This is a genomic window from Agromyces allii, assembly GCF_009749385.1.
In the GTDB taxonomy this organism is placed as follows: Bacteria; Actinomycetota; Actinomycetes; order Actinomycetales; family Microbacteriaceae; genus Agromyces; species Agromyces allii.
In genome coordinates, this window is the sequence record NZ_WBIN01000007.1 from 136,336 (window position 1) to 161,602 (window position 25,267).

Genomic DNA, 25,267 nt, shown 5'->3' on the forward strand with positions numbered 1-25,267 from the left:
CGAATCCCGCCGGGCCGCCGAAGCCGGCCGCTCGAGCCGGGCGCCGAGCCGTTGCTAGAGCTGCGAGCCGTCGATGCCGAACGTGTCGCAGGCGGCCGCACCCTGCTCGTACCCGGTCGTGAACCAGCGCTGTCGCTGCTCGCTCGTGCCGTGCGTGAACGTGTGCGGGGTGACCTGGCCCTGCGCGGCCTGCTGGATGCGGTCGTCGCCCACCGCGGCCGCCGCGCTCAGCGCATCCGCGACCTCGGAGGCCGTCGGCGGCACGAGGAACGCGACGCCCTTGTCGTCGGTCGTGTACGCGGCGTTCGCGACCCAAGCGCCGGCGAAGCAGTCGGCCTGGAGCTCGGTTCGCACGCTGTTCGAGGTCGGCCCGGTCTGCCCGTCCTGGGCGGCGCTGAGCGTGCCGGCGAGGTTCTGCACGTGATGACCCCACTCGTGCGCGACGACGTACATCTGCGCGAGCGGACCGCCGCTCGAACCGAACCGCGTCTCGAGCTCGTCGAAGAACGTCACGTCGACGTAGATCGTCTGGTCGGGCGGGCAGTAGAACGGGCCCGTCGCACTCGTCGCGCCGCCGCATGCGGTGCTCGTCGACTGGTCGAAGAGCACGAAGTCCTGCGGAGCGGTGTACGAGACGCCGAGCTCCTCCGGCGCCGCCTGCTCCCAGTAGGTCTCGAGCGACGCCGAGGCACCCTTCATGCGGCAGTCGACCCGTTCGTTCGCCGCCTGCCCGGTCAGGCACTCCTCGATGCTGGCGTCGGGCGTCGACGGCTCGCCGCCCCCGCCGAGCAGACCCGTGAGGTCGACGCCGAGCAGCTGCGACACGATCACGAGCGCGATCACGCCGAGCCCTCCGCCGACGGCGATGCCGGTGTTGCGCCCTCGCTTGGACGCCTTCCCGCCGCTGATGTCGGCGTTCGGGTTGAAGGTCATGCCCCGAAGCTACTCCTCGCGGGAACCGGCAGAGGTGTCGTCGACGTCGGGGCCGACTTCTGGTATTGGGCCGGAATCGGCTTGCGCAGCATCCCGGTCCGCTTCGGCATCGGCCCGGGCCTCGGCCCCGTCGTCGCCGAACACGTCCTCGTCGACATCGTCGATGAGATCGTCGTCCTCGATCGCGGCGTCGTCCTCGATCACGGCGTCGTCCTCGATCACGGCGTCGTGGCGGACCTCGGCGAACCGGTCGGTGGCCTCGATGAGCGCGTCGAGGATGCCCGGCTCGTCGAACGCGTGCCCGGCGTCGCCGATGATGCGCAGCTCCGCCTCGGGCAGCGCCCGGTACAGGTCCCACGCCGTCATGACGGGGGTGCACATGTCGTAGCGACCCTGCACGATGACCGTCGGGATGCCGGCGAGTCGGTGCGCGTCGCGGATGAGCTGGCCCTCGTCCCACCATCCGCCGTGCCGGAAGTAGTGGTTCTCGATGCGCGCGAACGCGGTCGCGTACTCGGGCGAGACGAACTTCGAGATGGTCTCGATCTGCGGCAGCAGGGTGATCGTCGTGCCCTCCCAGCGCGACCAGGCCACCGCGGCCGACTGGTGCACCTCGGGGTTCGGGTCGGCGAGCAGTCGCCCGTACGCCTCGATGAGGTGCGCGCGTTCGACCGCCGGGATCGGGGCGAGGAAGTCCTCCCAGAGGTCGGGGAAGATCGCCGAGGCCCCGCCCTCGTAGAACCAGTCGAGCTCTTGCCGGCGCAGGGTGAAGATGCCCCGCAGCACGAGCTCGCTCACGCGCTCGGGGTGCGTCTGGGCGTAGGCGAGGGCGAGCGCGCTCCCCCACGAGCCGCCGAACACCTGCCATCGGTCGACGCCGAGGTGCACGCGCAGCCGCTCCATGTCGGCGACGAGGTGCCAGGTCGTGTTCGCCGAGAGGTCGGCGTCGGGCTCGCTCGCGTGCGGGATCGACAGGCCGCAGCCGCGCTGGTCGAAGAGCACGATCCGGTACTTCTCTGGGTCGAACAGGCGTCGGTGCGCCGGGCTCGTGCCGCCCCCGGGGCCGCCGTGCAGGAACACCACGGGCTTGCCCTCCCGGTTGCCCGAGATCTCCCAGTAGATGTGCTGTCCGTCCCCCACGTCGAGCATGCCCGTTTCGAGCGGCTCGATCTCCGGATACAGGTCTCTCATGACCACACGGTAGCGAGCCGTCGCCCGCGCGCGGCGTAGGCTCGGCACATGAGCGTGAAACCGGTCACCATCACCATCACGGGGGCGGGCGGCCAGATCGGCTACGCCCTCCTGTTCCGCATCGCCTCTGGCGCGATGCTCGGCGCCGAGACGCCGGTGCGACTGCACCTGCTCGAGATCCCGCAGGGCGTGCGAGCCGCCGAGGGCGCGGCGCTCGAACTGCAGGATGCCGCGTTCCCGCTGCTGCACGGCGTCGAGGTGTACGACGACCCGAGGTCCGCGTTCGAGGGCACCGAGATCGCGATGCTCGTCGGCGCCCGTCCACGCACCGCGGGCATGGAGCGCGGCGACCTGCTCGCGGCGAACGGCGGCATCTTCGGCCCGCAGGGCGCGGCGATCAACGCCGGAGCGGCCGACGGCGTCCGAGTCGTCGTGGTCGGCAACCCCGCCAACACGAACGCGCTCATCGCCGCTTCGCATGCTCCGGATGTCCCGGCCGACCGGTTCACGGCGCTCACCCGCCTCGACCACAACCGTGCACTCGGCCAGCTCGCCGCGACGCTGGGCGCTCGGGTCGGGTCGCTCCGCGACGTCACGATCTGGGGCAACCACTCGGCGACCCAGTTCCCGGATGTCTCGCACGCGACGGTCGACGGCGAGCCCGTGCCGCACCTGCTCGCCGCCCGCCTCGGCGGCGTCGACACCGCGAAGGAGTGGCTCGTCGACTCGTTCATCCCGCGGGTCGCCAAGCGCGGAGCCGAGATCATCGAGGTGCGCGGTTCCTCGTCGGTCGCCTCGGCGGCGAGCGCCGCGATCGACCACGTGCGCGACTGGGTGCACGGCACGACGAACGGGTGGACGAGCGCGGCCGTCGTCTCCGACGGGTCGTACGGCGTGCCCGAGGGACTCGTGTCGTCGTTCCCCGTCGAGTCGGTCGACGGCGCGTGGCGCATCGTGCAGGGGCTCGAGGTCGACGCGTTCGCCGAACACCGCATCTCGGCATCCGTCGCCGAACTCGTCGAGGAGCGCGAGGCGGTGCGCGCGCTCGGACTCATCTGAGCTCGCGCCCGCGAGACCCGCGAACGAGGCCGGTCGGCCGTGACATCCGACCGACGTAGGCTTGACGCATGGCCAAGCCGATCACGCCCGCGCGTCGCAAGCAGCTCATCGTCGGACTCGTGATGGGCATCATCGTGGGTCTCGTGATCAGCTTCATCACGGGCTTCTGGCTGTGGCTGGCCGCCGGCGTGGTCATGGGCCTCGCCACGGGCGCCATCATGAAGCCGCCTACGGAGTAGCGCGCCCCCGCACGTACGCCTCGATGCCGTCGATCACCCGTTCGAGGCCGAACGTGAAGCTGCGTTCGGGGTCCGAGGCCGAGCCGTACGCCTCCCCTGCCGCCAGGCCGACCCGGCCCGAGATCGGGTAGCGGGCGGGGTCCATGATCTCCTCGAGGATGGGCGCGTTGCGCTCCCACCATTCCTCGTCGGTCTCGGCGACGGCCCGGTGCAGGCGCTCGGCGTCGAGGTAGGCCCGTGCCGGTCCGCTGACGTACCCCGTGATCAGCGTGATGACCTGGTCCATGTCGAGGTCGTCGAGGCCGAGGTCGTCGATGGCCCGCAGGCTCCACTCCCAGCGATCGGAGACGTTCGGCCCGAGCGGCGGGCGGCTGGTGTCGATCGAGAGCAGCCACGGATGCCGCAGGTACTCGTTCCACGCGAGCTGCGCGATGCGGGCGAGCCGCTCACGGAGCGGGCCGTCGAGTTCGGGCAGCGCCTGCTCGCCCGCGACCCGGTCGACCATGAGGTCGATGAGCTCGGCCTTGCCCGGCACGTAGGTGTAGACCGACATGGGCTTCAGGCCGAGGCGCTCGGCGATGCGTCGCATCGAGAGCGCCTCGACGCCCTCGTCGTCGGCGATCTCGATGGCGGCGTCGACGACGGCGTCGACGCTCGTGCGCTGCTTCGGGCCGCGTGATCCGACGGGATCGCCGAGGCGATCGCGCCACAGCAGGCGCAGGGTGCGATCGGGCTCTCCCCGCCCCGTGGATTCGGTCGGCATGCACGCCAGCATACATTCTCCGTATGGTGTACGGTTAATCCCCCAAGAACTCCGTACGCAGTACGTTGAAAGGAAGCGATGCATCCCCGACCGGTTCCACCACGCCCCGCCCTCGAGGCCGTCGGACTCCGCAGGCGCTACGCGAAGACCCAGGCGCTCGACGGCTTCGACCTGCACGTCGCCGCCGGCACCGTGCACGGCCTCCTCGGCCCGAACGGCGCAGGCAAGACCACCGCCGTGCGCTGCCTCACGACGCTCACCGACATCGACGAGGGCTCCGCGGCGATCGACGGCATCGACGTGCGCCGCGATCCGGCCGCGGTGCGCGAGCGCATCGGGCTCGTCGGGCAGTTCCACGCCGTCGACGAGGCCCTCACCGCGCACCAGAACCTCGTGCTCTTCGCGCGGCTCAGCGGGCTCTCGAAGCCGCGTGCGAAGTCACGGGCCGATCAGCTCCTCGAGGCGTTCGGATTGACGGATGCCTCGAGCCGCCCGGTGTCCGGCTTCTCGGGCGGCATGCGGCGACGGCTCGACATCGCCTCGAGCCTCGTGCTCACGCCGGCCGTCCTGTTCCTCGACGAACCCACCACCGGACTGGATCCGCGCGGACGCGCGACGGTCTGGCAGGCGGTGCGGGAGGTCGCGTCGATGGGCACCACCGTGCTCCTCACCACCCAACTGCTCGACGAGGCCGACCAGCTCGCCGACCGCGTCAGCGTGATGGACCGCGGCCGGGTGATCGCCGAGGGCACGCCATCGGAGCTGAAGCGACGGCTGGGCGGTGACCGCATCACGGCCGCGTTCGCCGCCGCGGACCTCGACCGGGCAGCGACCGTCGTTGCGAGAGCGGTCGGCGCCGAGGCATCCGTCGATCCCGACTCGTCGACCCTCACGGTCGAGGTCGAGAGCGGATCGGCCGCACTCGCCCCGATCGTCCGGGCACTCGACGCCGAGGGCCTCGCGGTCGACGACCTCGCACTTCGACGCCCCACCCTCGACGAGGTGTTCCTGCACCTGACGGGCGCTCCGCCAACCGACGCGGTCGCAAGCGACCCTGCGCAGACCGACCTGGAGGCGAAATGACGACCACCGACACCATCGCCGCGACCGGCCGACGCGACCGGCGGCCCAATGCGCTCCGCGAGGGCTGGCTCATCGCCGGGCGCGACCTGCTGCACTGGGTGCGCGAACCCTGGGGACTCGTCTTCGGGCTGGCGTTCAACATCATGCTGATCCTGCTGTTCGGCTTCCTCTTCGGAGGGGCGATCGAAGTGCCGGGCGGCGGCGAGTACATCGCGTTCCTCCTGCCCGGCATGTTCGCGCTCACGATGCTGTTCGGCCTCGAGGGCACGATGACCACCATGGCCGAGGACGCGAAGCGCGGCATCACCGATCGCTTCCGCTCGCTGCCCATCTCGAGCGCCGCCGTCGCACTCGGGCGGGCCATCGCCGACCTCGCGAACTCGGCGCTGAGCCTCGGGGTGCTCATGGTCGGCGGGCTCCTCATCGGCTGGCGCCCGACCACCGGGCCCGCCGAGATCGCGCTCGGCGTCGTGCTGCTGCTCTGGCTCCGGTTCGCCCTGCTCTGGCTCGGCATCTTCCTCGGCCTGAGCTTCCGAGGCACGGGCGCGACGACCGCCGTGCAGGTGCTCGTCTGGCCGATCGGGTTCCTCTCGACCGTGTTCGTCTCGGCCGAGACGATGCCCGGATGGCTCGGGGTCATCGCCACGTGGAACCCGGTGTCGGCCACGGCGACGGCCGCCCGCGAGCTGTTCGGAAACCCGACCGGCGTCACGAGCGGGTGGATGGCCGAGAATGCCGTGCTCGCGGCATCCGTCTGGCCGCTCGTGATCGCCCTGGTGTTCCTGCCGCTGACGGCCACGGCCTACCGCCACCTGCGCCGGTAGTCGGTCTGCTGTTCTGGGGGCAGCGAGAAGGCCGGACCCGATCGGGTCCGGCCTTCTCGGCGGATGACGCTCGTGCCTACTTCTTGGGAGTCAACCCCACCGGCGGGGGTCGGGGGTGGGGTGTGGGGGGGCCCCCTCGCCCCCCGCCCCCGCGGGGGCCCGCCCTTCTCGGCGGATGACGCTCGTGCCTACTTCTTGCTCTTCTCCGGAACGGGGAGCGTGCCGTCGGCGCGCTTCGCGGCGTAGTACGCCCGCGCCTCGTCCTGACGCTCCTGCTCGGCACCCGACGCGATCTTCGCGCGCAGGTGCTCGGGGCCGTAGCCGAACGCGTCGACGAGGTCCTGGGCGTGGGGACGAAGGCGCTCGATGAGACGGTCGATGTAGGCCGTCACCGACTGCGCGCGCTTCGGCGAGAGCCGGCCGTTGATGAGGTACCACGCGGCATGCTGCTCGATGAGGCCGAGCCCGAACAGGTCGCGAACCCACGTGAGCACCTGCTTGGTGCCGGGGTCGGTGACCTTCGCGAGGCCGCGCGTGAACGCCTCCCACTGCAGCAGCTCGGCGTGCGCCCGGGCCGCCTCGATGAGCTCGTTCTGGTTGCGGTTGAAGAGCGCCGCGCCCTCGGCCTTCGACAGCTTGCGGGCCTCGCGCAGCCGGCCGGCGATGTCGGAGATCATCGTCTCGACGCGGTCGGTCAGCAGCGAGCGCTGGGTGTCGGCGTCGCGGAGCTCCGCGACCGAACGCGCGGTCGAGCCGAGGTCGGCGATGTTCTGGCCGAGGCGACGAAGGCCGGTGCCGTGGTACGCGCGCTCGGCCGTCGAGGTGACGACGTAGCGGGCCATGGCCCCGACATCCGCCTTCGCGAACTGCTTCGAGAAGTCGGTGAGCAGGCGCTTGGCGACCAGCTGGAGCAGCACGTTGTTGTCGCCCTCGAACGTGACGTACACGTCGAGGTCCTGGCGCAGGCCCACGAGGCGGTTCTCGGCGAGGAAGCCCGAGCCGCCGCAGGCCTCGCGCGCCTCCTGCAGGGTCTCGAGCGCGTGCCACGTCGACAGCGGCTTGAGCGATGCCGCGATCGTCTCGAGGTCCTGGCGGTCGTCGTCGGTGTCGGCCTTGCCCGAGAACACGGCGTCGAACTTCACGAGGAACTCGTCGTGCGCGAAGATCTGCGCGTAGGTCGTCGCGAGCTTCGGCAGCAGGCGGCGCTGGTGGCGCTGGTAGTCGAGCAGCACCTCTTCATCGGTCTCGCTCGCGGCGTTGAACTGGCGGCGCTGGTTGCCGTAGGTCACGGCGATCGCGAGGGCCGCTGCGGATGCCGCGGTCGCGGCGCCATCGAGCGAGACGCGGCCCTGCACGAGCGTGCCGAGCATCGTGAAGAAGCGGCGGCCCGGGCTCGAGATCGAGCTGGAGTACGTGCCGTCCTCGGCGACCGACCCGTAGCGGTTGAGCAGGTTCGCGCGCGGCACGCGCACGTCGGTGAAGTGCAGACGGCCGTTGTCGATGCCGTTGAGGCCGCCCTTCAGGCCGTCGTCCTCACCGCCGATGCCCTCGAGGAATGCGCCGTCGGCGTCGCGAAGCGGCACGTAGAACGCGTGCACGCCGTGGTTGACGCCCTTCGTGACGAGCTGTGCGAACACGACCGCGGCCGTGCCGTGCACGGCGGCGTTGCCGAGGTAGTCCTTCCACGCCCCGCGGAACGGGGTGTCGATGACGAACTCCTGCGTCGCCTCGTCGTAGGTGGCGGTCGTGCCGATGGCCGCGACATCCGACCCGTGACCGGTCTCGGTCATCGCGAACGCACCGGGAACCTCGAGCGACATGATCGCCGGCAGGAAGGTCTCGTGGTGGTACTCGGTGCCGAGGTGCAGCACCGCTGCGCCGAAGAGGCCCCACTGCACGCCCGACTTGATCTGCAGGCTCGGATCGGCGAGCACGAGCTCCTCGAATGCGGCGATGTTGCCGCCGTGGTCGTCGTGACCGCCGACCGACTTCGGGAAGGCGCGGTGCACGGCGCCCTGCTCGACGAGGATCCTCAGCTGTCCGAGCACGCGCTCACGGTGCTCGTCCATCGACTGGCCCTCGATGCGCTGCAGCTCGGGCTCGCCGGCGCGCTTGCGCGCCTCGAGGCGGATCTCGGGCCACGAGCCGAGCAGCTGGTGACTGAGCGAGGCCACGTCGATGCGCGGTCCGGCGGGACGGGCGCTCGCCGCGGGCGCGGGGATCGGGGCCGCGGCCGCCTCACGCGCGGGCGTGGCGGGAACGGTCGTCGCGTCGTTCTTGGTGGTTCGGGATGCCGTGTCAACCATCGTCGGTTACGTCCTTCGTCTGCGCGGGATCAGCTCATTCCACGGTATGACCGGCCTCCGAACACCCCAAGCGCGGGGTACGACGACGACAAAGGCGCGCGGAGACGGCTCGGCGGCGACTGTGCGATTGCTACAAAACGGATGCCGGGGCCCTATGCGGTCGACACAACGGCGCCGGGCACGCGGCATCCGCCCGTCGCACTCAGCTGTTGAAGAACGCGCTCGCCCGCTTGGTCCACAGCAGCATCAGCGCGATGAAGGAGACGAGGATGCTGAGCCACTCGCCGACCGGGTTGCCGAGGTTCGCGACCGCGATGAACAGCGACGAGATGATCGACAGCACCTGCACGACCGTGACGATGAGGCGCGCCGCCATGTTGCCGCGGAGCAGGCCGAACGCCACGATCACGGTGATCAGGCCGAGGACGATCGACACGATCGCCGACGAGTAGACGGTGCCCGCACCGCCCCACTGCGGGGCGACGGCGATGGCGCTCGCCTGGAAGAACAGGATCGTGCCGACGACGATGTCGATCGCGCCCGAGATCCAGGCGATGACGGCGACGATCGTGACGCCGGCAGGACGGCCGGTGCTCTGAGACATGGTGGCTCCCCCTCCGCCGGGCCGCGGGTCTGCCACCCGGCTTCACGATGATCGTAGCGAGCCGGGGGCCTCGAACGGCAGAGGCGGTGACGGATGCCGCGGGCGGGCGGCCGCGGCATCCGTCACCGTACCGAGGGCGCGGGTCGCGCTGCGACTCAGGCGCTCCGCTGGTAGGTGCGGAACGCCCGCGTCGCGAGCCAGCCCAGCACGAGCGCGAACACCGCGAGGAACCCGAGGTGGGACCACACGCTCGCCCAGTCGGGGTCGGCGGAGAGCAGCGCCTCGCGCCCGGCGACGACCGCCCATTCGAACGGGTTGAAGCGCGCGACATCCGCCACCCAGTCGGCCGACAGCGAGGTGTCCATCAGCGCCGAGCTCAGGAACATGAGCGGGATCGTGATGAGCTGCGACAGCCCGATGAGCACGTTCTGGTCGCGCGCGAGGAGCGCCGCCGCATTCGAGAGCGCCGAGAACGACGCCGTCAGCAGCATCGCCGCGGCGAGCAGCACGAGCACGCCCGCGATGCCACCGTCGAAGCGCGCGCCGAGCAGCCACGCCACACCCAGCACGATGAGCGTCTGCACGAACGTGAGCACCGCCTGGTACACGAGCGACGCGACCATGAGCGCGCCGCGATGCGTCGGCGAGGTGAGGAGGCGATCCATGACGCCGCGGTTCATGTCCTCGATGAACGAGGTGCCCGCCCACGCGCTGCCGAACAGCGCCATCATCACGACGATGCCCGGCGTCAGGAACTCGAGGTAGTCGGCGCCGCCCGAGAAGCCCGGGATCTCGACGACCGACTTGAAGAGCTGCCCGAACAGCAGCAGCCAGATGAGCGGCTGCACCAGGTTCATGACGACGAACGCCGGAACCCGCACGGCCGCCCGCAGCTGCCGCAGCGTCAGCACCGCGGTGTGGCGGAGGAAGCCCGTGCCGGCGGTCGACGGGAGCGTCGAGGTCGGACGAGACAGGACTGGAGTGGTGGCGCTCATGCTGCACGCTCCTCTGATTCGGCGGCGCGGGCGGGTGCGGAGCCCGCGAGATGCGCCGATGAGAACGACCGCCCGGTGTGGGCGAGGTAGACGTCGTCGAGGCTCGGCCTCGCGACCGTCGCGGAGGCGACCCGCACCTGTTCGGCATCGAGCAGCGCGAGAACGATGGGCAGCGCCTGGCCGCCCTCGTCGGTGCGTGCCCGCACGGTGCGGCCCTCGCGCACGACGTCGCGGAACGCCTCGGTGCGACCGATGAGCACGAACGCGGCCTCGACCGCGGCGTCATCGTGGAGCTCGAGCACCACGGCGTCGCCGCGGAGCGCCGACTTGAGCTCGTCGGGTGCGCCCTCGGTCACGACCCGGCCGTTCGCGACGATCGCCAGGCGGTCGGCCAGCCGGTCGGCCTCCTCGAGGTAGTGCGTCGTGAGCAGCACGGTCGTGCGCTCGTCGGCGGCCATGCGCTCGATCTCGGCCCACATCTCGGTGCGCGCTTCGGGGTCGAGGCCGGTGGTCGGCTCGTCGAGGAACAGCACGTGCGGACGGTGCATGAGACCGATCGCCACGTCGAGCTTTCGGGCCATGCCGCCCGAGTACGTCTTGACCTGGCGTCGCGCCGCAGCGGCCAGCCCGAAGCGCTCGAGCAGTTCGCCGGCGCGGGACTTCGCGTCACGCGTGGCCATGCCGTGCAGCTGGCCGGCGAGCACGAGGTTCTCGAGCCCGGTGTCCATCGGGTCGGAGACCTGCTTCTGGGCGACGAAGCCGATCGAGCGGCGCACCGCGGCGGCCTGGGTGCGCACGTCGAAGCCCGCGACGAAGGCCTCGCCGGAGTCGGCCGCGCTGAGCGTGGCGAGGATCTTCACGGTCGTCGACTTGCCGGCGCCGTTCGGCCCGAGGAGGCCGAAGACGGTGCCCTCCTCGATGCCGAAGCTCAGCCCGTCGAGGGCGATGACAGGCGGCCTGCGCCGGCCCTGCGGATAGCGTCTGACGAGGTTCCTGGCCTCGAGGGCCAGCCCCGGTGTCGCGGTGGACATGGTGTTCTCCGATCTCGGTGGAGCGCGCTCGGTCGAGCGCGCTCATCGGAGTCGGTTCAGCGCTGGGCGGTACGCTGGCGGCGCGCACTGGTCTCGCGTTCGGCTTCGCACTGAACGACTCGGTTGCGTGGGCGGCTCGGGTGTTGCAGCACTCGGGCCGCCGCCTTCTGATGCCGGGCCATTCGTCGTGTGTCGACGGAGGTCACGACATCGTCATGTTGTTCATCTCGATTAGTACTGTATCAGATCAAATACTCGACGAGAAGAAATACATCTCCTTCGCCCAGGGAGCTTGCTACCGCGAGCCGCGTGTCGGCGAGGAGTTCGCTACCGCGACGTGCGCATCGACGAGGGGATCGTCAGCGCGCGAGGTGCGCGTCGACGACCGCGACGAGCGCGTCGCCGTAGGCCTCGCGCTTCTTCGCCCCGATGCCCGAGATGCCGTCGAGCCCGGCGATCGACCGCGGACGCTCGGTCGCGACCGCACGCAGGGTCGCATCGCCGAAGACGATGTAGGCGGGCACGCCCTGCTCGCGCGCCTCGGCGCCGCGCCAGGCACGCAGCGCCTCGAACAGCTCGGCGTCGTCTGCGCTCAGGTCGGCGGCGGCCGATGCCGCCTTCGGGCCGCGTCGCGAGGCCGCGCGCTCGGGCTCTGCACGGAGCATGACCGTGCGCGTGCCCGCGAGCACCTCGTTGCCGGCCTCGGTGACCGTGAGCGTGCCGTACTCGCCCTGGGTCGCGAGCAGCCCCTGCGCGAGCACCTGTCGCACGATGCCGCGCCACTGCTGCTCGGAGACGTCGGCGCCGATGCCCCAGGTGGCGAGCGTGTCGTGGCCGTACTGGGTCACGCGAGGCGTCTGCTTGCCGCGGAGGATGTCGATGAGGTGGCCCGCGCCGTAGCGCTGGCGCCGTTCGCGCTCGAGGCGCACGATCGTGGACATCAGCTTCTGCGCCGGAACCGTGCCGTCGAGCGCGGTGGGCGGCTCGAGGCAGGTGTCGCAGTTGCCGCAGGGCGTGCTCTGCTCGCCGAAGTAGGCGAGCAGGTTCTGCCTGCGGCACTGCACGGTCTCGCAGAGCGCGAGCATCGCGTCGAGGTGGGAGGCCATGCGGCGCCGGTGCGCGAGGTCGCCGGGGCTCTCGTCGATCATGCGTCGCTGCTGCACGACGTCTTGCAGTCCATAGGCGAGCCAGGTCGTGGCCGGACGGCCGTCGCGGCCCGCGCGCCCCGTCTCCTGGTAGTACCCCTCGACGGACTTCGGCAGGTCGACGTGGGCGACGAAGCGCACGTCGGGCTTGTCGATGCCCATGCCGAACGCGATGGTCGCGACGACGACCACGCCGTCTTCGCGCAGGAACCGCTCCTGCGTTCGGCGACGCACGCCCGCGTCGAGGCCTGCGTGATACGGCAGCGCGTTGACGCCGTTCTGCGCGAGGAAGCCCGCGATCTTCTCGGTGCTCGCCCGGGAGAGGGCGTAGACGATGCCCGCGACGGGGGTGCCGTCGGCGTCGACGCCCTCGGTGCGGACGAAGTCGAGGAGCTGCTTGCGCACCTCGGACTTGGGAGCGATGCGGTACTGGATGTTCGGGCGGTCGAAGCTCGACACGAAGTGCCGGGCGTCTTCGAGCGAGAGTCGCGTCGTGATCTCGCGGTGCGTGGCCTCGGTCGCGGTCGCCGTGAGGGCGATGCGCGGCACGTCGGGCCAGCGCTCGCTGAGCTCGGAGAGCGCGAGGTAGTCGGGCCGGAAGTCGTGACCCCACTGGGCGACGCAGTGGGCCTCGTCGATCGCGAACAGCGCGACGGTGCGCTGCTGCAGGAACCGCTTGACGGGCTCGGAGCTCAGCCGCTCGGGCGCGATGTAGAGCAGGTCGAGCTCGCCGGCGAGGTACGCCCGCTCGACCTCGTCGCGCTCGAAGGACTGCTGGCTCGAGTTGAGGTAGGCGGCGCGCACGCCGTTGCGCTGGAGCGCATCGACCTGGTCGTGCATGAGCGCGATGAGCGGCGAGACGACGATGCCCGTGCCCTCGCGGAGCAACGACGGGATCTGGTAGCAGAGGCTCTTGCCGCCGCCGGTCGGCATGAGGACGACCGCGTCGCCGCCGCCGGCGACCTGGGCGATGATCTCGGCCTGCTCGCCGCGGAAGCTGTCGTACCCGAAGACCGTGTGCAGCGCTTCTTCGGCGGTCGCGAACTGCGCGGGGGCTGCACGCACCGAGCTCGGGTCGACCGACGCGAACCGCGCGGTCGTCGAGGTGGGAGCCGAGGCCGGCGTCGAACGCGGCGACGCCCGGAACTCGTCATCGGCCGGCGGCACCCAGCCATCGTCGGCGGGCGGCGCCCACTCGTCGGCCGGCGGTGCGAACTCGTCGAGCGGCCACGGCACGTCGTCGTAGGGATCGGGTTCGGGATTGCGGCTCACCCGTCGAGTGTAACGAGCACCCCCGACGGGTGAGCCGGACGATCCCCAGGCTCGGCCGCTCAGTCGCGGCGGCGAACCACGAGCCAGGTCGCGACGCCGGCGACGAGCACCACGACGACGCCCGCCCCGAGCCACAGCAGGTCGGTCGAACCGGATGCCGCGGCATCCGCCCCGCCGTCTGCTGCCGCGTCGGTCGCGTCATCCGTGCCGGACGCATCGGGCTCACCGGCGCCCGTCGCGTCGCCGCCGCAGGCGGGTGCGTCGGTGCCGGTGCCGAGTTCGGTGCCCTCGGCGGGCTGCCACTCGAACGTCCACTCACCCGAGATCGGGTGGCCGTCGGTCGAGACGACCTGCCAGATCACCGTGTACGTGCCCGGCTCGCCGAGGTCGACCACGGACGAGGCCGTCGCACCGTCGATCACGGCGCAGCCGTCGCCGTAGGACAGGCCGTCCGGGCCCTGCACGAGCAGCGCGGCGCCCGTTCCGAGGTCGAGCAGCGCATCGTTGGTCGTGAGCGAGACCGTGCCGGGCTGCTCGGTCACGACCGCACCGTCGGCCGGCGTCGTCGAGATCACCGAATTGTGCGCCGACGCCGAGACCGCCGGCATGGTCGCCAGCAGGGCGGATGCCGCGACGAGCAGCATCGCGCCGACGGCACCGCGGGTGCGCGGCCGACGACCGACGCCTGCCCCGGCGGGCATCACGCGTCCTTGCGGAGGCGGCGTGCGGCGAGGGCGACGACGAGGCCGACGACGCCGACCGCCAGGCCGCCGATGCCGAGCACCCGCGCGACCGTGTCGCTCGAGTCGGCGTCGGCTGCGGCATCCGCCTCGTGCTCGTCGGACTCCTCGGCATCGGCCGAGCCGCCGTGGTGGCCGCCGGCGACGGCCTCGGTGACCGTGATGCTCGGCGCCGGGTGCTCGGGCTCGGCCTCGCCTTCGACCATCGGCTCGCTCCAGTCGGTCTCACCGGTCTCGCAGGTCTGCAGCACGGGGAACTCGAGGGTCGTGCCCGCGGCGTCTTCGGGGAGCGGCATCTGCAGCGCGATCGTGTCGCGGTAGCCGTCTGCGAGCGGCGTGACCGCCGTGTACACGACCTGGCTCGTGCGCTCGCCGTCGGCCACCTTCTCGATGGTCCAGTTCGGGTTGACGGTGGGCGTGACGGACTCGATCTCGTCGGGGATGTCGACGGTGAGGCTCGTGGTGGGCGAGCCCTCGCAGCCGTGCCCGACCGAGAAGGTCAGCACGCTGTAGCTGCCGGCTGCCGTGTCGGTGGGCGTGACCGTGACGTGCGCGCTCGCGGCGAGCGGGGCGCCGAGTGCGAGCAGGGCGCCTCCTACGAGGGCGGACGAGGCGATGGCAGCGGTGCGGAAGGTCATGGGGTTCCTCTTCGTGGGTGCGCGACGGCGCCGACGCTCGGCGGTCGCGGATCTGGTGGTGCGATGCAGGTGGTTCGGAGCCGTCGGCCGAGCAGATGCACGAGGCGGGCTGCGGGCGGACGACGGCGTCGCCGACGTCGGGCGGGAGGCCCGGACACGTCAGGCGGCGGCGAACCCCTGCGGCGGCCCACGGTGCCGCATCACGGAGAGGTGGAGCAGGCCCGCGAGCATGCGCGGGGCCTCGAACCGGGCGGCGGGCGCCACGGTCGCCTTCGGCGCGAGCACGACGAGAGCCGGCATCGACGGGAGCACGGATGCCGCGAGCAGGCCGCCCGCGCGGAGCGCCGCCCGGAGTGCCGCGTCGCCGTGGCGGATCGCCAGCACCGTGACGACGACGGCGGCCACGTGGGTCGCGAGCATCGAGAGGTCGTACGAGAACGGGGCGGCGGAGGTCACGGCCGCGGGCAGCGCGAAGGCTGCGTGGTGATGGGCGCCGGCCGCGTTCGCGACGCTCGAGCCGACGGCTGCGGCACCGCCGCTCGCGCCATGCACCGAGTACAGCGCGTGCAACGCGAACTGCGCGATCGAGACGGCGACGACCGTGCGAACGGCCGAGAGCTTCGCTCCGACCACCGCGATGCAGAGCAGCGCCGAGAAGGCGAACGACAACCCGATCGCGAGGCCGCCCGGGGCGCTGCCGCCGCCGACCGTGTGCGAGACGGCAGCCACGAACGTCGCGAAGGCGGCGATCACGCCGCCGCGTGCGACGCGGGCCCACCTCGAGGTCATGCGCACCAGCCTAGACGAGGCGGACCGGCCGAGCGGGCGCCGGGTACGCCGAAGGGCGGCGGGCACGAGGCCCGCCGCCCTCCGTCGGATCACCAGGCCAGGACGGGAACCTGGAACATGCGCGAGTCCGTGTAGGGCTCGGTGCCGTCGAACGTGGCCCGCAGCAGGTGCACGCCACGCGACAGCTTCGGCACGGTCACGCTGACGCGGCCGTTCTGGGCTGCCGTGAGCTCGACCGTGGCGACGAGCTTCGATCCGTCGAACACCGAGACGGTGCCCACCGGCTTCGACCCGTCGGTCGCGAAGACCTGCGCCTTGTACGTCACCGAGCTCCCGGCACGCACGAGGAGCGAGGTGGGTGCACCGAGCGTGATCGTCGCGATCGGAGCCTGCGGCTCGGGCGCTTCGACCGTGATCGGAACGCTCACGCTCGTCTTCGTCGAGGCGACGGCGATCTCGAGCGAGGTCGCGCCGTCGATGCCCTCGGGCACGGTGACGGTGAGCGAGGCACGGCCGCCCTCGTCGGTCGTCGCGACGACCGTGCGGTCGACCGGCGCGGTGCCGACGGCGATGCCGCCGATCGAGACGGTGACCTCGCCCGCGGCGACCTCGGTGGTGCTGAAGTCGAGCGAGCTGAGCGCGAGGTTCAGCGTCTCGCCGGGCACGTACGCGGTGCCGTTGGCGGGAGCCGGCAGCACGAGGCCCACGGACCGCTGCGCCAGGTCGGGCGTCGCGGTCTTGTTCGCGGTGAACCAGTCCACCATCGCCTGCAGGTCGACCTTGCCGGTGTCGGCGCGGCCGGTTCCCTTGCCGAGGGTGAAGAAGTTGTCACCGCCCGCTGCGAGGAACGAGTTGGCCACGACCTTGTAGTTCGCCGCGGGGTCGAGTTCGACACCGTTGAGCGAGACGTGGGTCACGCGGGATCCGACCGCAGCGGTCGGGTCGTAGACGACCTCGAGGCCGGTGCTGACGCCGAGCTTCAGGAACGGACGCGACGCGGCAGCGAGCTGCCACTGCTCCTCGAGCACCTGCTTGACCTGGGCGCCCGTGAGCGTCTGGGTGAAGAGGGTGTTCGCGAACGGCTGCACGTTGGCGGCCTCACGGTAGGTGACGTTGCCGTCGGGGTCGGCGGCACCGGTGCTCTTGAACTTCAGGTCGGTACGCATGCCGCCCGGGTTCATGAACGCGATGTCGGCCGTGCCGTCCTGCTTGGCGGCCCAGAGCTGCACATCGGCGACGAAGTTGCCGATCGTCGACTCGGCGCCGCGCGCCTCGACCGTGATCGGGTTGCCGTTCGCGTCCTTGCCGGGCATCTGGCCTCGGTTGAAGTCGGCCGTGATGTCGCCGACCTTGACTGCACCGAGCTCGTTCGCCTTCGCGGTGGCCGCGCCGACGATCGCCGCGACCTCGGGGTCGGCCGGGTAGAGCGCCTTGGCGGGCACCGGCGGGTTCGTCGTCGCGGTCGTCATGAGCGGCTTCAGCTCGTTCGAGATCGAGACGAGTTCCTTCGTCTTGCCGTCGACCTCGAGCTTCATGAGGCCGAACTGCTCGCCGTACTGGCCGGCCGAGACGACCGGGCGGCCGTCGACGACGTGGTTGTACGGGAGGTGCGTGTGCGCCGAGACGATCGCGTCGACCTCGGGGTCGACGCCGGCGACGATCTTGCCGAACACCGAGCCGTCGGTGACGGCCTCCTTCGCGGCCGTGGCCGCGCCCTCGTGCACGAGGAGGATCAGCACGTCGGCCTCGCCGTTGGCGGGGTCGCCGTCGGTGAGGTTGTCGGCCTGCGCGTTCACCGATGCGACGATCGGACGGACGTCGAGGTCGGCGATGCCGGCCGGGCTGACGAGCGAGGGCAGCTCCTCGGTGACGGCGCCGATGAAGCCGACGGTCACCCCTTCGAAGGTCTGCGTGTAGTACGGCGCGAGCGCCGTCTCGTCGGTGCCCTTGAGGAAGACGTTCGAGCTGATGTACTCGAAGTCGGCCTCGCCCTGCACGCGGTCGCGCAGGTCGGCCCACCCCTGGTCGAACTCGTGGTTTCCGGCGGCGCTCACGTCGAGTCCGGCCGCGTTGAGGGCGGCGATCGTCGGCGAGTCCTTCTGGATGAACGAGGTGAACGTCGAGGCGCCGATCAGGTCGCCCGCCGCGGCGAAGACCGTGTTCGGGTTCTCGGCACGGACGGCGTCCGCGGCTCCCGCGAGCACCGCGGCGCCCGCGGCGGGCGCGGACTGCTCGATGCGGCCGTGGAAGTCGTTGATCGTCATCACGCTGATGTCGACCACGTCGGTGAGCTTCGCGCTGTCGAGGCCGATGACCTGGGGGTCGTGGTCGCTCGAGCGGAACACCGAGTCGTCGGGCGAGCCGTTCTCGTACTGGCGGTCGCTCCACTCGGGCGAGTTGATCGCCCAGCGGCCGATGCCCGTGACGCCCTGCACGGCCGCGGCGTTGCCGAGCGCGTGGTCGAGCGAGCCGAGCTCGCCGTCGAACGTGTACGTGTACTGGTCGTCGGTGCGGTCGGGCAGCAGGTCGGAGTACCCGGCCTCGGTCAGCACCTGGATCGGGTCCTCCTCGGAGTACGAGTTGAAGTCGCCGAGCAGGAACACCTCGCCTGCTTCGGCGGCCAGCGAGTCGGCGAGCGTCAGGAGCGACGTCGCCTGCGCGACGCGGTCGGCGTTGAAGAAGCCCTGGCCGTCGGCCGGCTGCGTGCCGGTGCCGCTCTTCGACTTGAAGTGGTTCGCGACGACCGAGAAGTCGTTGCCGTTCGGAAGGGTGAAGACCTGGCCGATGGGCTCGCGGGCGTTGCCCCAGACGCTCTCGTCGACCACGGTCTGCGCGTCGCCCTTGGGGGTGACGGCGTCGGTGCGGTAGATGATCGCGCTCTGGATGTAGTCGGTCGTCGCCGCCGTGAGCACGGACGGCGTCGGGACGTACGCCCAGACGTCCGAGCCCTGGGCCTCGTTCAGCGCGGCCACGAGCGTGGCGGTCGCCTCGTCACGTGCCTCACCGAGCTTGAACGAGTTCTCGATCTCCTGGAGTGCGACGACCTCGGCGTTCAGGGCGATGATCGCCTTGACGATCTTCTTCTCCTGGAGGGCGAACTCCTCGGCCGTGGCGGCGCCGCGCGCGTTGGAGTTCTCGCTCGAGAGGGTCGTGAAGTAGTTCAGGACGTTGAAGACGCCGACCTGGAGGTCGCCGCCCACCGCGGGTGCCGTCTCGACACGCGGGTTGAGCGTCTCGAAGGTGGGCTTCACGGAGGCCGGGCTGGTGCTGTCGATCGGCGTCGTCGGCTGCAGGCGCCAGGCGTCGAATCCGTAGCTCAGCACGTACGGCGTCGAGGGCAGGATGACGCGGTCGCCGTTGCGGACGACCTGGTCCTTCGTCAGGTACGGCTGCTCGTTCGGGTGCGCTGCAGAGGTGACCGCGCTGTTCCAGCCGTCGTCGAGCACGAGCAGTCGGCCGCGGTTCGCAGCGGCGATCGCGTTCGCGTCGGCTCCGGCGTCGACCAGCTCGGTGCTCTTGACCGGCAGCTTGTCGCCGGCGGCGAGCCAGAGCGAGCCGTAGTTGTAGACCTCGTGCGTGCTCGAGAGCAGGTAGGTTCCGGTGGGCGCGACGAGCATGCTCTCGAGCGCCTCGCGGGCGCCTCCGACCGTGGAGTCGGGCAGCGGCTGCGCGTCGGGCACGCCGACGCCTGCGGTCAGGACCTTCGCGCTCGCGGCGTCGGCCGTGATCTGGGTGAGGCCGAAGTACTCGCTCACGACGCCGGTGACCTGCACGAGGTCGCCGACCTGGCCGACTGCGGGCATGCGGAACACGAAGAGGCCGTCGGAGACTCCGGGGGTCGTGTCGGCGCCGGGCGTCTGGATCGTCACGCCGTTGTAGCCGCCCGTGCGGTAGTCGGCCGTGACGACGCCTTCGACGGTGACCGTCTTGCCCACGAGCGGGCTGGTGTCGGTCGAGCCCTGCACCTCGGCGATGGTCGAGACCTCGGGCTCGGGTTCGGGTTCGGGGTCGACGACCGAGCCAGAGTTCTGCGGGGTCGGCGTGGAGCCGAACGCGAAGTCCGCGGCGTTGTTGTCGGTGTCGGCGCCGGCCGTGCGGGAGATGCTGCCGGGGACGGTGTTCGCGTTCGGGTGCGCGGCGGCTGCACCCTCGAAGTTCGAGGACGTGCCGTAGCCCACGTAGTCGACCACGTTCGCGGCGTTGATGATCGAGCCCGTGCCGGGATTGAGTGCGGTCGCGACGTTGGCGAGGATCACCGAGCCGCCGGTGCCGCTCAGCGCGACCTCCTTGGACGCATCGGGAGTCGGCAGCGCCGCGCCGTTGGCGCCGTTGCTGTTCAGCCCGACGAGGTAGTACCCCTTGGCCGGGATGGACTTGCTCAGTTCGATGACGCCCGTCGAGGCGGTCGTGCTCGCGGCCGCTCGGTACTGCACCGACCACCCAGCGAGCGAGACGGCGGAGTTCGTCGGGTTGTACAGCTCGACGAATTTGTTCGTGAACGGCTGGTTGGCACTGCCGCCGCGCGCGTAGACCTCGTTGATGACCACGCCTGAGCCGTCGGTCGCGGCGAACGCCGGTGGCGCCCCCAGCAATCCGACGAACAGTGCCGCTGCAGCCGTAGCTGCGACGGCGGACAGGCGTTGGGCCGTTCGACCACCCTGCATGACGCTCCCCTGAGTCGTATCGCACCGTCTGGACGCGGCGCGCCGGTGTGCCCCGAACTGGGGCATCGTTACCCCCTTCCGGGGGCATTCGGGCGTCAGCCTATGAGCGCGCTGTGCCGATGCCAAGGGGTTGCCGCGAATCGGCGACCCGATTTCACGAGTCGTTTACGAATCCCCGCGCACGCGAGCGAACCCGTCGAAAATCGGTGCTCAGATGAGCAGATTCGGGGCTGGGTCTTGTGCGGCGAGCGTGGGTTGTGGGTGGGTTCCGATGGGTCGGTGTGCGGCATCCGTCGTCGCGATCGCTCGCTCGCTACGATGAGGCCTCATGCTGACCGCCGTGTTCTCGCTCACGGGCGCGCTCGTGTTCGGTGCTGCTGACTTCCTGGGCGGACTCGCGGCGAAGCGCATCAGCGCGCTGCTCGCGACGGCGATCGCGGCGCTCTCGGGCGTCGTGCTGCTGTTCCTCGCGCTGCCCCTGATCGGCGGCGAGTGGAGCGCGCACGATGTGCTCTGGGGCGCGATCTCGGGCGTCGTCGGATGCATCGGCATCGCGCTGCTCTATGCCTGCCTCGCGATCGGCCCGATGAGCATCCTCTCGCCGACGACGGCCGTGGTCTCGGCGGTCGTGCCCGTGATCTACGGCCTCGTGGTCGGCGGCGAGCGCTTCGACGCGATCGGCTACTGGGGCCTCGGCCTCGCGCTGGTCGCCGTGGTGCTCGTGGGATTCGTGCCAGAGCGCGGCGCCGTGCGTCCGTCGCTCCGCGGCATCCTCATGGCGATCGGCTCGGGTGCGGCCATCGGCGGGTTCTACATCGCGATCGACCAGACCTCGCACGAGAGCGGCATCGTGCCGCTCATCCTGAACCGCGGGGTCAATGCGGCCCTCATGTTCGCGGCGGTCGGGGTCGTCGCCGTCGTCGCGGCCGTGCGGGCGCGCAAGACGGCCGTCGAAGCCTCGGCCCAGCGGATGCCGCGGGCGGCCCGCCCGGCTCCGGCCGCGGGCATCCGGCTTGCCGTGGCCTGCGGCCTGGTCGACGCGACCGCGAACGCGCTGCTGCTCTTCGGCATCCGCGCAGGCGACCTCTCGATCGCCGCCGTGCTCGGCGCGATGTACCCGGCGGGCACGATCCTGCTCGCGGCGCTCGTGCTGCGCGAGCGCATCGCGCCCGTGCAGTGGGCCGGCCTCGTGCTCGCCCTCGCCGCCGCGGCGATGCTCGCGGTGGCCTGACCGGAGCGCCCGCACCCGGCCCGCCCTGCCCGGCACCGTTCCGCCCGGCCCCGGCACCGCACCGCCCTGCGCCGCCCCCCGGCCCCGGCACCGCACCGCCCGACACCGCACCGGGACCCGCGAGACATGTGGCGTTTTCGCCTCCCGGTGTTCCGACGGTCCGATACGTTCTCGAACGGGGCATGCCAGTTCCGCCTCAACGATGAGGCGGAACCGGCATTTCAACGTCGGCGGGGCCCGACCACCCGCACGTGCAGCGTGCAGGTGGCGCGACGTGGACGAGTCGGGAGGTGCCGGTTCGGCGGTGGCGAAGGCGCCTACAGGCGCACGACCTCCGTCACGCGCAGCACGGCCGTGCCCTCCTCGGCCGACGCCTCGAGGTCGACCTCCGCGCGGATGCGCCAGTCGTGGTCGCCGGCCGGGTCGTCGAGGATCTGCTCTGCGCGCCAGAGGCCGGTCGCGGCATCCGTCTCGTCGATGACCACGAGCTGCGGCGAGCGCGCGGCGGCGCCCGTGCCGAGGTCGTCGTGCTCGGCGTAGTAGCGGTCGAGTGCATCGGGCCAGCCGACGTCGGGGTCGAGGGCGGCGAGCTCGTCGTCGCGTTCGAGGGCGGCGAGCTGCACGCGGCGGAACAGCTCGTTGCGCACGAGCACCGTGAACGCGCGGCGGTTGGTGACGACGCTCGGCGGGGCGGGCGGCACGACGGCCGTCTCGTCTTCGGGCAGGTGCGCGCTGGGGTCGACGAGCTCGTTCCACTCGTCGACGAGGCTCGAGTCGACCTGGCGCACGACCTCGCCGAGCCACTCGATGAGGTCGAGGAGCTCCTCGGTCTTCGCGTCGTTGGGCACGGTCTGGCGCACGGCGCGGAACGCGTCGGACAGGTAGCGCAGCACGAGGCCCTCGCTGCGGGCGAGCTGGTAGGCCGAGACGTACTCGCCGAACGACATGCTGCGCTCGAACATGTCGCGCACGACCGACTTGGGCGACAGCTCGAAGTCGCGCACCCAGGGCTGGCTCGACGCGAACGTCTCGAACGCCTGCGCGAGCAGCTCGTCGAGAGGCTTCGGCCAGGTGACCTCCTCGAGCAGCTCCATGCGCTGGTCGTACTCGATGCCCTCCTGCTTCATGGCGGCGACGGCCTCGCCGCGCGCCTTGAACTGCTGCTGCGAGAGGATCGGGCGCGGGTCGTCGAGGGTCGACTCGATGATGCTCACGACGTCGAGCGCGTAGTGGCCCGTGCCGATGCCGGTTCCGGGGGCCGCCTCGGGGTCGAGCAGGTCGATCGCGGCGAGCGCGAACGGCGAGAGCGGCTGGTTCAGGGCGAAGTTGGGCTGCAGGTCGACCGTGAGGGCGACCTTCACGCCGAGACCGCCGCCCGCGGCATCCGGAGTCAGCTCGACGACGCCCGCATCGGCGAGCGTGCGCAGGATCTCGAGTGCGCGGCGGGCGAGCTCGAAGCGGCGGGTGCGCGATTCGTGGTTGTCGAACACGAGCGAGCGGATGCCGCCGACGACGTCTCCACCACGGCCGATCACGTTGATGAGCATCGCCGCGGTGAGCTTCAGCTGCGGCGTGAGCGGTTCGGGCTCGGCGGCGACGAGCCGGTCGTAGGACGCCTCGCCCCACGTGATCTGACCGGCGGGCGCCTTCTTTCGCACGATGCGCTTGAGCTTCTTCGCGTCGTCGCCGGCCTTGCGCACGGCGACCTCGTTCTCGATCTCGTGCTCGGGCGCGAGCACGACGACGGTTCCGGCGGTGTCGTAGCCGGCGCGGCCCGCGCGGCCGGCGATCTGGTGGAACTCGCGCGCGCTGAGCTGGCGCATCTTCTGCCCGTCGAACTTCGTGAGCGCGGTGATCAGCACCGAGCGGATGGGCACGTTGATGCCGACGCCGAGCGTGTCGGTGCCGCAGATCACGCGCAGCAGGCCGCGCTGGGCGAGCGTCTCGACGAGGCGCCGGTAGCGGGGCAGCATGCCCGCGTGGTGCACGCCGATGCCCGCACGCACGAGTCGCGAGAGGGTCTTGCCGAACGCGGTCGTGAAGCGGAACCCGCCGATGGCCTCGGCGATCTCGTCGCGCTGCTCGCGGGTGACGACGCGGATCGACGAGAGCGCCTGCGCGCGCTCCATGGCGGCGGCCTGAGAGAAGTGCACGATGTAGACCGGCGCCTGCCGGGTGCCGAGCAGTTCCTCGACGGTCTCCTGCACGGGCGTCTTCGCGTACGAGTAGTGCAGCGGCACGGGGCGTTCGACGCCCGTGACGCGGGCCGTCGTGCGGCCGGTGCGCCGCTCGAGGTCCTCGGCGATCGACGTGACGTCGCCGAGCGTCGCCGACATGAGGATGAACTGCGCGCGCGGCAGCAGGAGCAGGGGCACCTGCCACGCCCAGCCGCGGTCGGGGTCGCCGTAGTAGTGGAACTCGTCCATGACGACCTGGTCGACGTCGGCGTCGGCGCCGTGCCGCAGCGCGAGGTTCGCGAGGATCTCGGCCGTGCAGCAGATGATCGGCGCGTCGGGGTTGACCGAGCTGTCGCCCGTGACCATGCCGACGTTCGCGGCCCCGAAGATGTCGGCGAGCTGGAAGAACTTCTCGCTCACGAGCGCCTTGATGGGCGCCGTGTAATAGGTGCGGCCACCGGAGGCGACGGATGCAGCATGGGCGGCGACCGCGACGAGGGACTTGCCCGTACCGGTCGGCGTCGACAGGATCACGTTGGCGCCCGACACGATCTCGATGACCGCCTCGTCCTGTGCGGGATAGAGCTCCAGCCCCCGATCGGAGGCCCAGTCGACGAACGCGACGTACATGGCGTCGGCGTCGTAGGGTCGCGGCGCTCGCTCGAGCAGTGACTGGGTCATCCCCCGAGTCTGCCGTACAGCGGCTGGGCGCGAGCCCGCCGAGCTGCCGCCCGCCCCGTCAGCCGGGGTCTCGTGGCAAAGGGGGAGCCGGCCTGCTCCGCGATCGGGACGCGGAGCCGGCCGGCTCACGATCGCACTGCGGTGACAGTTCCCCCTGCGGTCCGCCTGCGATCGGTACAAACCTAGAAGGGCGACGGATGCCGCGCCTCAGTGCTACCCCTGAGGTTCACGCCGAGGCGGCCGCACGCTCCTGCGCATCGCGCGCGAGCACCTCGATCGTGCGCACGAGCACCGCGCGGCGGGCGGCCACGCGCTCCTCGCCGCGATCGGGGCTGCCGACCATGAGCGTGTCGAGGTGCGAGAGCACGGGCCACGCGTTCACGAGCGAGACGAGGGTGAGCAGCAGTTCGCCCGCGCCCGCGTGATCGAGTCCGGGGAGCATCTGCCGGAACCGCTCGACCTTGGTGTGGTGGTATTCGGCTCGGGCCTGGTCGGCGACGGCGAGCTCGGCTCGCTCGAGGCCCTCCCAGAAGACGAGGCGCGGGATGACGCCGTCGAGGAGGTGATGGTCGAACAGGCGCCCGGCGTAGTCGGCCGCGGCCTCCGGCCCCTCGCCGTCCATGGCGACGGCGTCCATCGAATCGCGGAGCTGCGCACCGAGCACGGCGGCGAAGAGGTCGTCCTTCTTGCCGAAGTACTGGTAGATGCGCTCCTTGTTGACCCCGGCCGCGGCGGCGATGCGATCGATGCGACCGCCGGCGAGCCCGTGCTCGCTGAACTCGGCCGTCGCCGCGTCGAGCAGCAGCCGCTTCGTGCGTTCGGTGTCCCAGGCCATGGCCCGAGTGTAGCAATTCCAACTGATTGGTTGCAAAGGTTCGATCGGCGTGCTTCAATAGCAACCA

General features: G+C 71.1%; 18 protein-coding genes and 1 pseudogene. 5 read left to right on the forward strand and 14 right to left on the reverse strand.

Annotated elements, in window-relative coordinates; translation table 11 throughout:
- Positions 1-54 precede the first annotated feature (54 nt).
- On the reverse strand, positions 55-933 hold the full coding sequence (gene ypfJ / locus GQR16_RS10420) for a KPN_02809 family neutral zinc metallopeptidase (protein WP_157415070.1): 879 nt from the start codon (positions 931-933) through the stop codon (positions 55-57).
- A 237-nt stretch (positions 934-1,170) separates the two neighbouring features.
- Positions 1,171-2,124, reverse strand: a pseudogene (gene pip / locus GQR16_RS10425) (prolyl aminopeptidase); the annotation flags it as partial.
- 48 nt (positions 2,125-2,172) lie between these two features.
- Between pip and GQR16_RS10430 the strand changes: the two are divergent.
- Together GQR16_RS10430 and GQR16_RS10435 are read left to right on the forward strand one after the other, a co-directional pair.
- A complete protein-coding gene (locus GQR16_RS10430) occupies positions 2,173-3,183 on the forward strand; it encodes a malate dehydrogenase (RefSeq protein ID WP_157415071.1) in 1,011 nt (336 codons plus the stop codon).
- Positions 3,184-3,251: 68 nt separating this feature from the next.
- Complete coding sequence (locus GQR16_RS10435; RefSeq protein ID WP_157415072.1) at positions 3,252-3,422, forward strand: HPP family protein; 171 nt, start codon at positions 3,252-3,254, stop codon at positions 3,420-3,422.
- Here GQR16_RS10435 and GQR16_RS10440 read toward each other — a convergent pair.
- Entirely contained in the window at positions 3,412-4,185 is a 774-nt protein-coding gene (locus tag GQR16_RS10440; protein ID WP_157415073.1) for a TetR/AcrR family transcriptional regulator, read from the reverse strand. The two genes, GQR16_RS10435 and GQR16_RS10440, sit on opposite strands and share 11 nt — an antisense overlap.
- A 78-nt stretch (positions 4,186-4,263) precedes the next feature.
- Between GQR16_RS10440 and GQR16_RS10445 the strand changes: the two genes are divergently transcribed.
- A complete protein-coding gene (locus GQR16_RS10445) occupies positions 4,264-5,268 on the forward strand; it encodes an ATP-binding cassette domain-containing protein (RefSeq protein ID WP_157415074.1) in 1,005 nt (334 codons plus the stop codon).
- Positions 5,265-6,092: an ABC transporter permease gene (locus GQR16_RS10450; RefSeq protein WP_157415075.1), complete on the forward strand. Its 828-nt coding sequence runs from the start codon at positions 5,265-5,267 to the stop codon at positions 6,090-6,092. Before GQR16_RS10445 ends, GQR16_RS10450 begins: the two co-directional genes overlap by 4 nt.
- 188 nt (positions 6,093-6,280) lie before the next feature.
- Here GQR16_RS10450 and GQR16_RS10455 read toward each other — a convergent pair whose 3' ends face one another.
- The 9 genes from GQR16_RS10455 to GQR16_RS10495 all read right to left on the reverse strand — a co-directional run bounded on the left by GQR16_RS10455 (position 6,281) and on the right by GQR16_RS10495 (position 20,276).
- Positions 6,281-8,398 carry an acyl-CoA dehydrogenase family protein gene (locus GQR16_RS10455; protein ID WP_157415076.1) on the reverse strand — a complete coding sequence of 706 codons (2,118 nt, stop codon included), beginning with the start codon at positions 8,396-8,398 and terminating at the stop codon, positions 6,281-6,283.
- Positions 8,399-8,600: 202 nt separating this feature from the next.
- A complete protein-coding gene (locus tag GQR16_RS10460) occupies positions 8,601-9,002 on the reverse strand; it encodes a DUF7144 family membrane protein (RefSeq protein WP_157415077.1) in 402 nt (133 codons plus the stop codon).
- 155 nt (positions 9,003-9,157) lie between these two features.
- Positions 9,158-9,997 (reverse strand): ABC transporter permease, encoded by an 840-nt coding sequence (locus GQR16_RS10465; RefSeq protein WP_157415078.1) that lies wholly within the window; start codon positions 9,995-9,997, stop codon positions 9,158-9,160.
- A complete protein-coding gene (locus tag GQR16_RS10470; RefSeq protein WP_157415079.1) occupies positions 9,994-11,028 on the reverse strand; it encodes an ATP-binding cassette domain-containing protein in 1,035 nt (344 codons plus the stop codon). The genes GQR16_RS10465 and GQR16_RS10470 overlap by 4 nt, the downstream gene beginning before the upstream one ends.
- Before the next feature lie 359 nt (positions 11,029-11,387).
- Positions 11,388-13,445 (reverse strand): DNA helicase RecQ, encoded by a 2,058-nt coding sequence (recQ, locus tag GQR16_RS10475; RefSeq protein ID WP_170298460.1) that lies wholly within the window; start codon positions 13,443-13,445, stop codon positions 11,388-11,390.
- A 59-nt stretch (positions 13,446-13,504) separates the two neighbouring features.
- Entirely contained in the window at positions 13,505-14,146 is a 642-nt protein-coding gene (locus tag GQR16_RS10480; protein ID WP_157415080.1) for a copper resistance CopC family protein, read from the reverse strand.
- Positions 14,146-14,823: a YcnI family copper-binding membrane protein gene (locus GQR16_RS10485; protein ID WP_157415081.1), complete on the reverse strand. Its 678-nt coding sequence runs from the start codon at positions 14,821-14,823 to the stop codon at positions 14,146-14,148. The genes GQR16_RS10480 and GQR16_RS10485 overlap by 1 nt, the downstream gene beginning before the upstream one ends.
- Positions 14,824-14,982: 159 nt before the next feature.
- Positions 14,983-15,612, reverse strand: coding sequence for a hypothetical protein (locus tag GQR16_RS10490; protein WP_157415082.1), 630 nt, complete (start codon positions 15,610-15,612; stop codon positions 14,983-14,985).
- An 89-nt stretch (positions 15,613-15,701) separates the two neighbouring features.
- Entirely contained in the window at positions 15,702-20,276 is a 4,575-nt protein-coding gene (locus GQR16_RS10495) for an ExeM/NucH family extracellular endonuclease (protein ID WP_246200725.1), read from the reverse strand.
- Positions 20,277-20,604: 328 nt separating this feature from the next.
- Here GQR16_RS10495 and GQR16_RS10500 point away from each other — a divergent pair, with 328 nt between their 5' ends.
- Positions 20,605-21,507: an EamA family transporter gene (locus GQR16_RS10500; protein ID WP_157415084.1), complete on the forward strand. Its 903-nt coding sequence runs from the start codon at positions 20,605-20,607 to the stop codon at positions 21,505-21,507.
- 317 nt (positions 21,508-21,824) lie between these two features.
- Here GQR16_RS10500 and GQR16_RS10505 read toward each other — a convergent pair whose 3' ends face one another.
- Positions 21,825-24,365, reverse strand: a complete 2,541-nt coding sequence (locus GQR16_RS10505; protein WP_157415085.1) for a DEAD/DEAH box helicase — start codon at positions 24,363-24,365, stop codon at positions 21,825-21,827.
- A gap of 226 nt (positions 24,366-24,591) precedes the next feature.
- On the reverse strand, positions 24,592-25,200 hold the full coding sequence (locus GQR16_RS10510) for a TetR/AcrR family transcriptional regulator (protein WP_157415086.1): 609 nt from the start codon (positions 25,198-25,200) through the stop codon (positions 24,592-24,594).
- Positions 25,201-25,267: the final 67 nt, after the last annotated feature.

Excerpts from the sequence above, each read along its gene's own strand:
- ypfJ (WP_157415070.1), bottom strand. The coding sequence starts at position 933 with ATGACCTTCAACCCGAACGCCGACATCAGCGGCGGGAAGGCGTCCAAG.
- GQR16_RS10430 (WP_157415071.1), top strand. The coding sequence starts at position 2,173 with ATGAGCGTGAAACCGGTCACCATCACCATCACGGGGGCGGGCGGCCAG.
- GQR16_RS10435 (WP_157415072.1), top strand. The coding sequence starts at position 3,252 with ATGGCCAAGCCGATCACGCCCGCGCGTCGCAAGCAGCTCATCGTCGGA.
- GQR16_RS10440 (WP_157415073.1), bottom strand. The coding sequence starts at position 4,185 with ATGCCGACCGAATCCACGGGGCGGGGAGAGCCCGATCGCACCCTGCGC.
- GQR16_RS10445 (WP_157415074.1), top strand. The coding sequence starts at position 4,264 with ATGCATCCCCGACCGGTTCCACCACGCCCCGCCCTCGAGGCCGTCGGA.
- GQR16_RS10450 (WP_157415075.1), top strand. The coding sequence starts at position 5,265 with ATGACGACCACCGACACCATCGCCGCGACCGGCCGACGCGACCGGCGG.
- GQR16_RS10455 (WP_157415076.1), bottom strand. The coding sequence starts at position 8,398 with ATGGTTGACACGGCATCCCGAACCACCAAGAACGACGCGACGACCGTT.
- GQR16_RS10460 (WP_157415077.1), bottom strand. The coding sequence starts at position 9,002 with ATGTCTCAGAGCACCGGCCGTCCTGCCGGCGTCACGATCGTCGCCGTC.
- GQR16_RS10465 (WP_157415078.1), bottom strand. The coding sequence starts at position 9,997 with ATGAGCGCCACCACTCCAGTCCTGTCTCGTCCGACCTCGACGCTCCCG.
- GQR16_RS10470 (WP_157415079.1), bottom strand. The coding sequence starts at position 11,028 with ATGTCCACCGCGACACCGGGGCTGGCCCTCGAGGCCAGGAACCTCGTC.
- GQR16_RS10480 (WP_157415080.1), bottom strand. The coding sequence starts at position 14,146 with ATGCCCGCCGGGGCAGGCGTCGGTCGTCGGCCGCGCACCCGCGGTGCC.
- GQR16_RS10485 (WP_157415081.1), bottom strand. The coding sequence starts at position 14,823 with ATGACCTTCCGCACCGCTGCCATCGCCTCGTCCGCCCTCGTAGGAGGC.
- GQR16_RS10490 (WP_157415082.1), bottom strand. The coding sequence starts at position 15,612 with ATGACCTCGAGGTGGGCCCGCGTCGCACGCGGCGGCGTGATCGCCGCC.
- GQR16_RS10495 (WP_246200725.1), bottom strand. The coding sequence starts at position 20,276 with ATGCAGGGTGGTCGAACGGCCCAACGCCTGTCCGCCGTCGCAGCTACG.
- GQR16_RS10500 (WP_157415084.1), top strand. The coding sequence starts at position 20,605 with ATGCTGACCGCCGTGTTCTCGCTCACGGGCGCGCTCGTGTTCGGTGCT.
- GQR16_RS10505 (WP_157415085.1), bottom strand. The coding sequence starts at position 24,365 with ATGACCCAGTCACTGCTCGAGCGAGCGCCGCGACCCTACGACGCCGAC.
- GQR16_RS10510 (WP_157415086.1), bottom strand. The coding sequence starts at position 25,200 with ATGGCCTGGGACACCGAACGCACGAAGCGGCTGCTGCTCGACGCGGCG.